Below are 13,239 nucleotides of genomic sequence, written 5' to 3'. Positions count from 1 at the left end.
ACCTGAAAATAAGGGTTTCGGTTATTGTTTGCGTAAGTCCTCCGATTAATAGGGCCACTTCCAATCGCGAATTTCCGGCATATCGTCGCCGTACTTCTGAATATATTGCTTGTGTTCGATCAATTTGTCTTGCAAATGTTGCTTGACATAAGCTGCCCTATATCCCAATTTTGGTACGCGCTCAATTACGTCCATCACTAAATGGAAGCGATCGAGTTCGTTAAGAACAACCATATCAAAGGGGGTGGTGGTAGTTCCCTCTTCCTTGTAGCCCCGCACATGCATCTGCTCGTGGTTAGTATGACGATAGGTTAAGCGATGAATCAACCAGGGATAGCCATGAAAGGCAAAGATAATGTGTTTATCTGTGGTGAAAATCGTGTCAAAGTCTTTTGCGCTCAAACCGTGGGGATGTTCGCTTTTTGGCTGTAGTGTCATTAAATCGACTACGTTCACCACCCGCACTTTTAAATCTGGGAAGTGCTGGCGCAGAATATCCACAGCCGCCAAGGTTTCTAAGGTGGGAATATCCCCAGCACAAGCCATTACTACATCTGGATCGCCGTCTTGGTCGTTGCTTGCCCATTCCCAAATACCGATGCCTTTGGTGCAGTGCTTGATAGCAGCATCCATATTTAGGTATTGCAATGCTGGTTGCTTTCCAGCAACGATAACGTTGACATAGTTACGGCTTCTCAGGCAGTGATCGGTTACTGATAGCAAAGTGTTGGCATCGGGGGGCAAATACACCCGAACGATCTCTGCTTTTTTGTTGATTACATGGTCAATAAAACCGGGGTCTTGGTGGGAGAAACCGTTATGGTCTTGTCGCCAAACGTGAGAGGTGAGTAGGTAATTGAGGGAAGCAATCGGTCTACGCCAGGGAATATGTCTAGTCGTTTTCAACCATTTGGCGTGCTGATTGAACATCGAGTCAATGATGTGGATAAATGCCTCGTAGCAAGAGAAAAACCCGTGGCGTCCTGTGAGGAGGTAGCCTTCTAACCATCCTTGACAATTAGTTTCGCTGAGAATTTCCATCACCCGACCATCGGGGGAAAGGTGGTCATCTTCGGGGAGGATCTGGGCTGCCCAATCCCGGTCTGTAACTTCTAGCACAGCGCCTAAACGATTCGATACCGTTTCGTCGGGGCCGACGATGCGGAAGTTGCGGCTTTCTTGGTTAAGTTGCATGATATCCCGGAGGAAAATTCCTGCAACTTGGGTAGCTTCAGCGATCGCCTTTCCTGGTTCAGAGACATCTACGGCATAGTCTCGAAAGTCGGGCATTTTCAAGTCACACAGCAAAAGACCGCCGTTAGCGTGGGGATTGTCACCCATGCGTCGATGCCCCTTGGGAGCCAGTTCTGCTAGTTCGGGAATTAGTGTGCCGTTAGCGTCGAAGAGTTCTTCTGGTTTGTAACTCTTCATCCAATCTTCTAGGAGTTTCAGATGTTCTGGCTGTTTGGCGATGTTGCCAAAGGGGACTTGGTGCGATCGCCAAGAACCTTCTGTTTTTTTACCATCTACTTCCTTTGGCCCTGTCCAACCTTTGGGGGTTTTCATGACAATCATCGGCCACTGAGGACGTTCAGTGTAACCATGTACGCGGGCTTCTCTTTGAATGCTTTGAATTTCGGCGATCGCTATATCTAGAGTCGCCGCCATTTGCTGGTGGACATCTGCGGGATCGTCACCTTCGACAAAGTAGGGCTTGTAACCGTAGCCGACAAACAAGCTTTCTAATTCCTCACGGCTAATCCGTGCCAGTACTGTTGGGTTAGCAATTTTATATCCATTCAAGTGCAGGATCGGCAGTACAGCCCCATCATGCACGGGGTTGAGAAACTTGTTGGAATGCCAGCTAGTTGCTAAAGCACCTGTTTCGGCTTCGCCATCACCGACAACAGCAGCAACAATTAAATCAGGGTTATCAAAGGCAGCACCATAAGCGTGGACGAGGGCATAACCTAATTCCCCGCCTTCGTGGATCGAACCAGGAGTTTCCGGTGCAACGTGGCTGGGAATACCACCAGGGAAAGAGAATTGTTTGAAGAGTTTCTGGATTCCTTCAGCATCCTGGGAGATGTTGTGATAATACTTGGTGTAAGTGCCTTCTAGGTAGGTGTTGGCTACTAGTCCAGGCCCTCCATGACCGGGGCCAGCAATATATATTGTGTTGAGGTCATATTTTTTGATGACCCGATTCAGGTGAGCATAGATAAAGTTCAACCCTGGCGTTGTTCCCCAGTGACCCAAGAGCCTGGGTTTAACGTGTTCCAGCTTTAAAGGTTCTCTCAGTAGCGGATTGTCCAGTAGATATATTTGCCCAACCGAAAGATAGTTCGCTGCACGCCAGTAGGCGTTTATCTTATGTAATTCTTCATCTGTTAAAGGCTTTGTTTGTGGAGGACTGGCTAATGTCATTTCGACACTCCATTACAAAAGGATTTTGACGGATTCACCAGTATGTAATCTTACTTATTTTCAAGATGATGGCCATCTAACCGATGATGAATTTTTTCAGCCTTTATGACTATCCAGTACAGCAGAATTAGCTAGACATAGATCGAGGAATAACCTAATTATTAATCTCCAATAATCCAGGCGGGGGCGTAATTTCAATACGACCAGATGGCAAGTCTACCACTGGTGCGATCGCTTCTACAAATGGAATCAAAACAGTCTTTTGTCCTTTGTCATTTGTCATTTGTCCTTTGTCAGTGGTAAAAGATGGGTGTAATTTTACTTCTAGCAAATCATTGCCGGCAGGGATAATGTCTACCACCGTACCTACGAGTTCGCCAGATGCTTGCATAAAGACTTCTAAGCCAATCAAATCGAGGACATGATATTCATCTTCGCCTAATTGGGGGCGATCGCTTGCTCGCACCATTAACTTACAACCGCGCAAAGCCTCTGCTTGATCGCAATTTTCCACGCCAGCTAATTTGACCACATACAAGTTTTTGTTACTGATGTAACGTCCTGTCAATAATTCGATTGGCTGCGGTTCTGTGTCATCTGAACACAACAACCAACGTTTTCCCGGTACTTCAAATCTTTCGGGAAAGTCTGATACAGGATAAACCCGTAATTCTCCAGACAATCCTTGAGGGGCAACAATCTTACCAATTTCTAACCAATTATCTAATTTGTCATTTGTCATTTGTCAGTTGTCATTTGTCATTTGTCATTGGGCATTGGAGAAAAAATTCTTATAACTCCTAACTCCTAACTCTTAACTCCTAACTCCTAACTTTCTCTAATCAGGCAGTCACAGCCGCACGCTGATAAGCTTCTTCGGCCACTTTTGCTAAACGTTGCATAGCAGTGGCTATCTCTTCATCTGTACCTGTAAGGCTGATGCGGAAACATTGGTGCTTGTGCGCCCATTCTTCCTCTAAACCGGGGAAGAAGGTACTTCCAGGGACAATAATCACACCTACTTGCTTAACTAGCTGGTAAAATTCCCAATCACTCATGGGTAAATCCTGTAACCACAACCAAGCAAAAATTGCTCCTTCACCGCGATGGAGATACCAAGGTAAATCCTTGGGCATCGCTTGTTCTAAGCTGGTTTCTAAAACGGTAAATTTATTTTGGTAAAAGGGACGAATGACAGTGTGAGAAATTTCCACTAGAGCACCAGAATTGATTGCATAAGCTGCGATCGCTTGGCCGTAACGTGAAGAATGGAGACTCATGTTTGCTTGGAAACACTCCAGCACTTCAATCCACTTTTCATCCCCAATAGCTATACCAATTCTTTCTCCTGGTAATCCGGCTTTCGATAAACTCATGCAGTGGAGGATGTTATCACCGAACACTGGTGTCATGTCGGTAAAGTTTAATGCCGGGAAGGGAGGCGCATAAGCTGAGTCAATTAACACAGGTAGATTGTAAGGCGCAGCTAGGGCGGCAATCTTTTTCACCTCATCATCCGTGAGGACGTTACCAGTAGGATTACAGGGGCGAGAGAAGAGAACACAACCTGTGTTTTCTGTAATTGTAAGTTGGCTGAAGTCGGGGCGATATTTAAATCGGTGAGCAGCCGCATCAATATCGAGAGTTGGTTTGTAGGCAGTTAAGGCTTTTGGAACTAAGCAGATACCGCCGTAACCTGTGTAATCAGGGCTGAGGGGTAAAACGATTTGTTTTAACTCGCCGCTAGGGGTGTAGCCACCGAAGGTATTGGCAGCGTAGAAGTAGAGGGTTTGACTACCGGGGGTGATGAGGATATTGCGATCGGTTAATTTTAACCCGTAGCGTTTGTTAAAATCGTTGGCGATCGCTTCCACAAATGGTGCATAGCCCTGACTTGAGCCATAACGGCAAACTACCTCACCATATTCTGGACTAGCCAAAAGCTGTGCAGTACAATCCCGCCATAATTGTTCTACTTCTGGCAAAATCAACGGATTACCAGCACTCAAATTAATAAACTGCTGCCCTGCACCCGCTCGTAATGTCTCGATAATATCCTTCATGATTGCTCTTACGCCAGTCAGGTTTGACATTTGAGCGCCAATTTGAGTTAGGGCAGGGTTCATAAGCTGTGACAAAATAATGTATTAATTAAGGAGTGGACAAATTATTTGGAGGTTGCTGCTGACATCAAGTTTACATCGTTGTCAAAACAGCTGTTGCCGCCTTTAACCAATCTAGCTAGAGAATGATATTTTAACAAAGTAATATTTATCGTTATAGCGGCGATCGTGCTGAGTAAATCCGATGAAGTAATACAAAAGTTTATCATGCGTTCAATGCGTGTGAGGAAACTGGGGAGTAAAGAAGAGAATAGGTTACAGGGTAAAGGGTACAGATTATTCCCTATCACCTGTCACCTCTCCCCTAATCCCAATGACAAATGACAAATGACAAATGACAAAACTATACAGGAGCGCTGACATTGCAAGTTAAAGCAGCAGTAGCTTACAGCGCAGGTAAGCCGTTGACGATTGAAACAGTTCAACTATCGGGGCCAAAAGCCGGCGAAGTGTTAGTTGAAGTGAAAGCAAGCGGGGTTTGTCATACCGACGCTTTTACCTTATCTGGTGACGATCCCGAAGGTTTGTTTCCGGCTATTTTGGGACATGAAGGTGCTGGTGTGGTAGTGGAAGTAGGCGCTGGTGTCACCAGTCTCAAACCAGGCGATCGCGTGATTCCCCTCTACACTCCCGAATGTCGCCAATGCGAATATTGTCTGAGTTTCAAAACTAATCTCTGTCAAGCCATTCGCCTAACTCAAGGACGCGGTGTGATGCCCGATGGCACCAGTCGCTTTAGTATTGATGGGCAGATGATTCATCATTATATGGGTACATCCACTTTTGCTAACTATACGGTGCTGCCAGAAATCGCCTTAGCAAAAATTCGGGAAGATGCTCCCTTTGATAAGGTTTGTTACATTGGCTGCGGTGTGACTACTGGTATTGGTGCAGTCATCAATACTGCCAAGGTGGAACCTGGAGCAAATGTTGTGGTTTTTGGTTTGGGTGGTATTGGCTTAAATGTCATCCAAGGGGCGCGGATGGTAGGGGCAAATATGATTGTCGGGGTAGATATTAATCCCAACAAACGTGCCTTAGCGGAAAAATTTGGTATGACACACTTTGTTAATCCCCAAGAAGTAGAAGGTGATTTAGTTCCCTATCTGGTTGATTTAACAAAAGGCGGTGCTGATTATAGTTTTGAATGTATCGGTAATGTCAAAATTATGCGTCAAGCATTAGAATGCTGCCACAAAGGTTGGGGCGTCAGCGTGATTATTGGTGTTGCTGGTGCTGGACAGGAAATCAGTACTCGTCCTTTTCAACTAGTAACTGGGCGCGTTTGGAAAGGTTCAGCATTTGGTGGCGCTAGAGGACGTACAGATGTGCCGAAAATTGTTGATTGGTATATGGAAGGTAAGATAAATATTGATGATTTAATTACTCATGTGATGCCCATTGAGCAAATTAATGATGCTTTTGAATTGATGCACAAAGGTGAATCAATTCGTAGTGTGGTGACTTTTTAGCTGTTAGAGGATGTTTTAAAAGGGTATTTTGCTCTCATAGTTAGCACATTAAAGTATCTCAGTACATAGCTAAACCTTAAATTGGCGTTGCACTTAACCCAATACAGAGGGTTAGGTTTATGACTCAACTTAGAAGCGTAGAGTAAATAGTCCTGACAATTGGGCTGAACCAAAAAATGTAACTGTATTGTAACGGTAGCTTTAGCTACCGTTTTTTGTTGACGTTGCAAAAGTTTACATTTAGAATGGAATCGTCAAAATTCGATAAGTATTTATTCTTATTTTTCCTGAAAATTTGACATTCAATGAGTATATGTTCTTATCTCTGTCAAAAATTTCATCTTCTAGAGTTAAAGAATGTTTACAAAAATATTGATTGCTTAATATAATTAAATCAAAAGTGATAAGGCAAATTGATTGTCAGAAGTAATGAATGCTATTGAATTTCCCTGGCTAACAGCCATAATCCTCTTACCCTTGGTGGCTACCTTAGCCATCCCCCTAATCCCAGACAAGGAAGGTAAAACTGTGCGGTGGTATGGTCTGGGAGTTGCGATCGCCGACTTTGCACTGATGATTTATGCCTTTTGGTATGAGTACGACTTCCAGAGTTCAAGACTCCAACTTATAGAAAACTATCCTTGGATACCACAGTTAGGTTTGCATTGGGCTGTGGGGGTTGATGGTTTATCGATGCCCTTACTGCTTCTGACAGGCTTAATCAATACCCTCGCAATATTCGCGGCTTGGAAAGTTAACACCAAGCCGCGATTATTTTATGGTTTGATGTTAGCGATGTACAGCGCCCAGCTTGGCGTATTTGTTGCCCAAGATTTGCTGTTGTTCTTCCTGATGTGGGAAATCGAGTTAGTGCCAGTTTACCTGCTAATTTCCATTTGGGGAGGACAAAACCGCCGTTATGCCGCTACCAAATTTATTCTTTACACCGCTGCTGCATCAATATTTATCTTGATTGCGGGTTTTGCAATGGCATTCTCTGGAGATACCGTCACTTTCGATATGGCGACTCTAGGAATGAAAGAATACCCCAAAACCTTGGAATTGTTGGTTTATGCAGGTTTCTTAATTGCCTTCGGTGTGAAAATGCCGATTTTCCCTTTACACACTTGGCTACCTGATGCCCACGGTGAAGCATCAGCACCCGGTTCAATGATTTTGGCTGGTGTGTTGTTAAAAATGGGTGGTTATGCTCTCATCCGCTTCAATGTGGAAATGTTGCCCAATGCCCATGTGACTTTTGCCCCAGTGTTAGCAGTTTTAGGTGTGGTTAACATTGTCTACGGTGCTTGCTGTGCCTTTGCTCAAACCAATCTCAAACGCCGCTTGGCTTACTCTTCAATTGCCCATATGGGGTTTGTGCTGATTGGGATTGCCTCTTATACAGAGCTTGGTATCAGCGGTGCAGTATTACAGATGGTTTCCCACGGCTTGATTGCTGCTAGCTTGTTCTTCCTGTCTGGCGTGACTTACGATCGCACCCACACCTTGATGATGGATAAAATGGGCGGTATGGCTAAGGTAATGCCCAAAACCTTTGCTCTCTTTACCATTGGTTCAATGGCTTCTCTTGCTTTACCCGGAATGAGTGGTTTTGTGGGTGAGTTGATGGTGTTTCTGGGTATCGCCAGCAGTGATGTTTACAGTTCCAGCTTCAAAGTTGTAGTCGTGCTGCTGTCAGCAGTTGGCGTGATTTTGACACCGATTTATTTACTGTCGATGCTGCGTCAAGTGTTCTACGGTGAGCAAAATAAAGAGTTGCACTTGGATGCTGTAATCTCTGATGTCAAACCCCGCGAAATATTTATTACCGCTTGTTTGCTACTGCCAATCATCGGAATCGGGTTTTATCCCAAGTTAGCAACGCAGACTTATGATGTGAAAGCAGTAGAATTAGTCGCCCATGCTCGTCAAGTTCTACCAGTTGTTGCTCATCAACAACCAGCAAGTCTGTACTCACGTATTTTCTCTGCACCAACATTGGCTACTTCTGAAGTTGAAAGTTCAATTAATATTTCTGAGTAAATTAATTTCCCATTAAGGGGTCTGCAAGTAAATTCTAAATTTGAAGGGGTGGTTTTGTAACCACCCCTAAAATTTTGCCAAGATATATCCTAAAGACAGGTGAAGCCCCAAAATATTAATTATGACCATTAACTTACCTATAGCCATAGAAATTATACCAATGGTCTTGCAATTGCAACCTGCGATCGCACTAACTGACGACCAGTTTTATGAATTTTGTCAGTTAAACCCCGACTTTCGTATCGAACGTAATCCTGCTGGAGAATTAGTCATTATGCCCCCAACTGGTTCGGAAACTGATGAACGCAATTTTAACTTAGTTGGGCAGTTGTGGGTATGGACAAAGCAAGATGGTACAGGTCTAGGGTTTGGTTCCAGTGGTGGGTTTACTTTGCCTAATGGTGCAGTCCGATCGCCCGATGCAGCGTGGATAAAACGCGATCGCTGGGAAGCGATACCACCAGAACTGCGAAAAAAATTTGCACCGATTTGTCCTGAGTTTGTAATTGAATTGCGTTCTGAAACTGATAATTTGCGAATTTTGCAAGACAAGATGCAAGAGTATATTGATAATGGCACTCAACTTGGTTGGTTAATTGATAGAAAACAACGCCGAGTTTTTATTTATCGTCCTAATATTGCGGTTGAACAATTAGATAATCCAAAAACGCTTAATGGTGAACCTTTGCTAGCTGGGTTTGTTTTGGATTTAAGTCAGATTTGGTAAGGAAGAAATACAAATGTTAGGAATCTATGGCAGCGAAAGACATATTCCATGATGCAGTAAGACGCGCTTTAGAGAAAGAGGGTTGGCTCATCACTAATGACCCGCTTTTCCTCCGTTTTGGTGGTTTGGATATGTACATCGACCTTGGTGCAGAGAAAGTTTTAGCAGCTGAACGAAATCAAGAAAAAATTGCGGTTGAAGTTAAAAGCTTTGTTGCTCCATCTACTACAACTGAATTTAGTACTGCTTTAGGACAGTATCTCAAATATCAATTAGCACTTGAAGAAGAACAACCTGAGAGGCTTTTATATTTAGCAGTTCCTTTAGACACCTATCGTTCTTTTTTTACCTTAGAACTGCCACGCTTATTAATCCAACGTTACCAAGTTCGGCTGATTGTTTTCGAGCCAGAAGAGGAGGCGATCGTGAAATGGCAAAAGTAGAAGAGTACCGTCAACTTATTCAAGAACTGTTGCTAGCTTACAGTGAAATCAAAGCCAGCAACGAAGAAGTAGAAGCAGAAGTTATTTTTGATAGAGAACGCGATCGATATCAACTTGTTCATGCAGGGTGGTCAAATAAGCGCCGTGTATATGGCTGTGTTTTGCATCTAGATATTAAAAACGAAAAAATTTGGATTCAACACGATGGTACTGAAGGAGGTATCGCCAATGACCTTATTAGTCGAGGTATACCTAAAAAAGACATAGTTTTGGCTTTTCATTCCCCCTTTAAACGACAATTTACCGAGTTTGCTGTTGGTTAATAATTCCAATCTTCATGAGTTAACCCTCATTTCACCGTAGATTGTGAAAAGATTATAGTTAAAGCAGGTGAAGTAGCCACAAAGCCATTATGACCACCAACTTACCTGTAGTCACAGAAATTATACCAATGGTTTTGCAATTGCAACCTGCGATCGCTATGACCGACGATCAATTTTACGAGTTTTGTCAGTATTTCCTCACAAGTTCCTCACATTCTCTTTCATCAGATATCTAATATAAGGACAAACGACATATACATCTCTGTACTTTTAATATTATTTTTATTGATATTCCAGTAAATTCCAATCTGAATACTGGCAAGATTTAAGTTTTAATAAGCACCGTATTCCCTCACAAGTTCCTCATATTCTTTTTGTAAATTCAGGATAGAGACACTTAACTATTGCATGAATTAGCTTGAGAGTTTACACCTTCTTGTGTTGGGGTATTTCGGCAAAAGCTAGACTGCCTCTTTTCTTAGCGAAGGTATTGAAGCTTAATTCTACTTTGCATCTATAGGAGAGTTCTCTCATGGATTTTACAGAGAAAGTGCCATTTTTTAATCTCAAGACTTTAGGCTATTACAGGTGAGTCCTACGTAGGTGATGCTATACCTACACTAAGTTAATTCTTGCCACAGTTAAAAACGATTTAGTTTCTAAATAAAGTAAACCTTCTAGAGATTTATCCTGCACTAGTTAAATAGTTGGGGGAGATGCATTTTGACTGCATTTTCCATGAAAAAACAACTTTAACAACATAGGTAGAATCAATATGAATTTTAAACAATTTGGTCTATTACTGTCTCTAACTACAATTCTTGGAATCAACGCGATCGCAACCAAGGCTTTGGCTGATGAGCCTAGTATTACTTTTGGAGATGCAATCGGGTCTGGTGGATGTAGTGTTGCCGATCAGCTTCCTGGAGATGATGGTAGAAGCTTATCGATCGTCTTGGATAACTTTAGTGCATTCAATGGTCAACGTCAAAAGTGTATTTTACGCGTTCAAAGTTTTATTCCAAGTGGTTTCATCATCCAAAATGTACAAGTACTGTACCAAGGAACTACTGATATTAATACTAAGAGTAAAGGTACCAGCTTAAGCAGAACTTATAGCTTTAGTGGTGGTGCTCTTGGTCAAGCCGTAGCTTCCCCTAAAACTAGCAAGTTTACATCTAGTAAGGCATTTGCAGAGCAAGATGAGATTACTGTTCTAGCTGCTACAGGTTTATGTAGTGGTGGTGGGCAAGGACTATTAGGTATTAATATGATTGCACAATCCTCAGCAGGAAGTTCTATTTTCGTTGATACAGCCGATCTCAATGCTGGGGATGTAAGGCTTTATTTTGACCTAAAACGTTGTTAGTCCTGGCTTTTAGCGATTCTGCGCATGGATGGTGATACACCGCACCAAATTTGGAGTTTGGTGGTCTTCAATGAGTGATGGGTCTAAATCCCCCACTCATTGAATCTACCGAATGTATTCTTCTTTAAGATTACAAATTTCTGTTGACGGAGAGTAAGTTATGTTGAGATTAAGTGATGCACGTAATTTTTTCATGTTAATGTGCTTGTTTTTTTTCTATTGTTATAATGCCAATTCATCTAGCACTGCTGTTGCAATAGATAACCAGCCAAACTTTTTGGTTAATAAGAGATGTAATATAAGTTTCGATCCGCAAATAAATCAGTTTACACTTGGCTCTCCTATAACTGTAAATGCACAATCACCAAGGGCTAGATGTATCGTTAGAATTGATACCTCTAATACTCAAAAGCAATTTAGGCTCGTGCCTTTAGCTGTAAAAGGTGTAGTAAAGAAAGCACCAGCACGAGTAGCTATCACATCATTTTTACTTGGCGATAAACCAACTCCATATCAAATGATCTATGGAAGTGCTATGAATTTTGATTTGACTAATCAAATACCTTTAACTAACTATACAACGACAGGAAAAAGTGTTTTAGGCATTAATTTAGTATTAACAACAACCGGAGGAGAATTAGAGTTGACAGAGCTAAAGTTTGCACTTCAACAACAATAAAATGTGGTTTTAGCGCTCGCTCTTTCAGGAAAAAGGCGAAGAACATTAAGATGTTGGGGTGGTGCGATCGCTTTTAATTAGTAAATCTTTCAGTGCGATCGCTATGTTAATTTATACTAGCGATCGCCGTTATGGTTGTGTTCGCATCTGAAATAGGCTTGGGTTTATCTGAATTTTCGGATGCTGGGACTCCATAAAAGAATAGAAGTAATACAAGGACAAACGCTGCAAATGCCCCTGTAGCTTTAATATTCGTTTTACTCAAAGGTATGTGTGCTTCTAAACCAAGACTACCCGTCAATAAATAACCTGATATCCCAGCAAATGTGGCTGCTAAAAATCTAATTATTGCTAGAGTGCTACCTTGCATTGCTCGTGGGTAGAGTACAAGAACAATAAAGACTATTAAGACCGCCAGAGCCATAGCAAGTGCTATTCCACGTTCAGCAGGTGAAATTTGCGAGGATGGTTTATGCACTTCTGGTTGAGAATTTGCTTCTGATTTAGATGGTTCTGTCATAAAATTATTCTCTTGCTTTGATGGCTGAATCACATTATTAATTGTTACAACGACATTTTCCCTTCTTGTTTCAGAGGGATTAGGCAGAAAATCATCACTCTTCTGCTGTTCTGCTTTCAGTAACTCCCTTCTATCCATCACATCATCAATTAAGCCCAAGACATCAACCATTTGATAGCTTTTTTGACATTGAATGCCTTGTTGCTTATCGGCTACAAACTGTCGCAATATCTCAAAAGAGTAAAAGTGTGGCTCTTGGCTATCTTTACAAGTGACACAATTACAGGGAATTAACTTGTTGTACTTCAGTCGCTTATACGAATCATGAATTTTATCGAGTTCATGTGTAACTATGGTCATAAAATCTCTTTTGTGACGACCTGAGACTCGAATTTTAATCTCTCGCTTGCCGTAATATTCAATCACCTCTGCCTTTGTCTGGTCTTTGCTAAGAACAACACCGCTTTTCCAAACACATTGTTGTTCATTTATCAACTCATGGATGGCGACGATGAACTGGCTGATGATCCCCTTGGGCATGAACTCGTAGGTGTAACGCAGAATCAGGTTGTTGGTTTTATCCCAGTTATATGAGAGTTGATTTGCAGATAGCAGTTGTGGAGCAATATACTTTCCTTGGCTTCTAGGAATTTCGTAGCACAGGTTGAAGTTGATCATCAGGCGCAAGAGTTCATCATGCATCGTGGTGTATTCGTCTTCGTACCAGATGTTTGCCAAGTCAGATCGGGTAAAACTGCCCAGGTTGCGAATCACTTTTTCATTATCCAGCACTTTGTAGACTGCATCAGTTCCCCACTTGGGTTTGAGGATAACAGTCTTGTTCAAAAGTGCGTCTTCCTGGAAGTGCAAGCATACTCCCAAATCGTGTAGATAGCCACTTAGTTGCAACTTGTCATTTCTTTGGGTGAACCCATTTTGTTGGCAGATTTTCAGGTAATCATCCAAGCTGATGTAATTGCGTGCGTCACTCTCCAAAGCTTCCCGGACTTTAACCCAGGTTTTTGGGAGGGGACTGCCAATATGGGGTAGGTTTTTAATATAACCCTCTTCTGTCACTTTCCGACATAAGCAAGTAGTAAATAACTGAAATTA

At 42.3% G+C, this 13,239-nt stretch carries 12 protein-coding genes; 8 read left to right on the top strand and 4 right to left on the bottom strand.

All coding sequences use genetic code 11. From position 1 onward, the window contains the following. Positions 1-45: 45 nt before the first annotated feature. The 3 genes from RMX89_RS24395 to RMX89_RS24385 form a co-directional block, all read right to left on the bottom strand. Complete coding sequence (locus tag RMX89_RS24395) at positions 46-2,427, bottom strand: phosphoketolase family protein (protein ID WP_322690764.1); 2,382 nt, start codon at positions 2,425-2,427, stop codon at positions 46-48. A gap of 154 nt (positions 2,428-2,581) precedes the next feature. After that, entirely contained in the window at positions 2,582-3,169 is a 588-nt protein-coding gene (gene rimM / locus RMX89_RS24390) for a ribosome maturation factor RimM (RefSeq protein ID WP_322690763.1), read from the bottom strand. Positions 3,170-3,269: 100 nt separating this feature from the next. Beyond that, positions 3,270-4,553, bottom strand: a complete 1,284-nt coding sequence (locus tag RMX89_RS24385) for a valine--pyruvate transaminase (RefSeq protein ID WP_322690762.1) — start codon at positions 4,551-4,553, stop codon at positions 3,270-3,272. 359 nt (positions 4,554-4,912) lie between these two features. Here RMX89_RS24385 and RMX89_RS24380 point away from each other — a divergent pair, with 359 nt between their 5' ends. The 8 genes from RMX89_RS24380 to RMX89_RS24345 all read left to right on the top strand — a co-directional run bounded on the left by RMX89_RS24380 (position 4,913) and on the right by RMX89_RS24345 (position 11,606). Then, the gene (locus RMX89_RS24380) at positions 4,913-6,022 is read left to right on the top strand and encodes an S-(hydroxymethyl)glutathione dehydrogenase/class III alcohol dehydrogenase (RefSeq protein ID WP_322684597.1); all 1,110 of its coding nucleotides are present in this window, start codon (positions 4,913-4,915) and stop codon (positions 6,020-6,022) included. 429 nt (positions 6,023-6,451) lie between these two features. Next, positions 6,452-8,065: an NAD(P)H-quinone oxidoreductase subunit 4 gene (locus tag RMX89_RS24375; protein ID WP_322690761.1), complete on the top strand. Its 1,614-nt coding sequence runs from the start codon at positions 6,452-6,454 to the stop codon at positions 8,063-8,065. Between the two features lie 121 nt (positions 8,066-8,186). Continuing rightward, positions 8,187-8,792 carry a Uma2 family endonuclease gene (locus RMX89_RS24370; protein ID WP_322690760.1) on the top strand — a complete coding sequence of 202 codons (606 nt, stop codon included), beginning with the start codon at positions 8,187-8,189 and terminating at the stop codon, positions 8,790-8,792. A 26-nt stretch (positions 8,793-8,818) separates the two neighbouring features. Then, positions 8,819-9,235, top strand: coding sequence for a XisH family protein (locus RMX89_RS24365; RefSeq protein ID WP_322670377.1), 417 nt, complete (start codon positions 8,819-8,821; stop codon positions 9,233-9,235). Then, the gene (locus RMX89_RS24360; RefSeq protein WP_322670376.1) at positions 9,223-9,558 is read left to right on the top strand and encodes a XisI protein; all 336 of its coding nucleotides are present in this window, start codon (positions 9,223-9,225) and stop codon (positions 9,556-9,558) included. The genes RMX89_RS24365 and RMX89_RS24360 overlap by 13 nt, the downstream gene beginning before the upstream one ends. 89 nt (positions 9,559-9,647) lie before the next feature. Next, positions 9,648-9,794 carry a hypothetical protein gene (locus RMX89_RS24355; RefSeq protein ID WP_322684601.1) on the top strand — a complete coding sequence of 49 codons (147 nt, stop codon included), beginning with the start codon at positions 9,648-9,650 and terminating at the stop codon, positions 9,792-9,794. A gap of 539 nt (positions 9,795-10,333) precedes the next feature. Then, on the top strand, positions 10,334-10,927 hold the full coding sequence (locus tag RMX89_RS24350; protein ID WP_322690759.1) for a DUF4360 domain-containing protein: 594 nt from the start codon (positions 10,334-10,336) through the stop codon (positions 10,925-10,927). 160 nt (positions 10,928-11,087) lie between these two features. Next, positions 11,088-11,606 (top strand): hypothetical protein, encoded by a 519-nt coding sequence (locus tag RMX89_RS24345; RefSeq protein WP_322690758.1) that lies wholly within the window; start codon positions 11,088-11,090, stop codon positions 11,604-11,606. Between the two features lie 106 nt (positions 11,607-11,712). Here the strand turns inward: RMX89_RS24345 and RMX89_RS24340 are convergent, their stop codons facing one another. Further along, positions 11,713-13,203: a COR domain-containing protein gene (locus RMX89_RS24340; protein ID WP_322690757.1), complete on the bottom strand. Its 1,491-nt coding sequence runs from the start codon at positions 13,201-13,203 to the stop codon at positions 11,713-11,715. Positions 13,204-13,239: the final 36 nt, after the last annotated feature.

Origin of the sequence: Nostoc sp. DedSLP04 (assembly GCF_034530775.1) — a bacterium.
GTDB lineage: Bacteria > Cyanobacteriota > Cyanobacteriia > Cyanobacteriales > Nostocaceae > Nostoc.
Note: the sequence above shows the minus strand (reverse complement) of the source record. Positions and strands in the feature narration are given on the sequence as shown.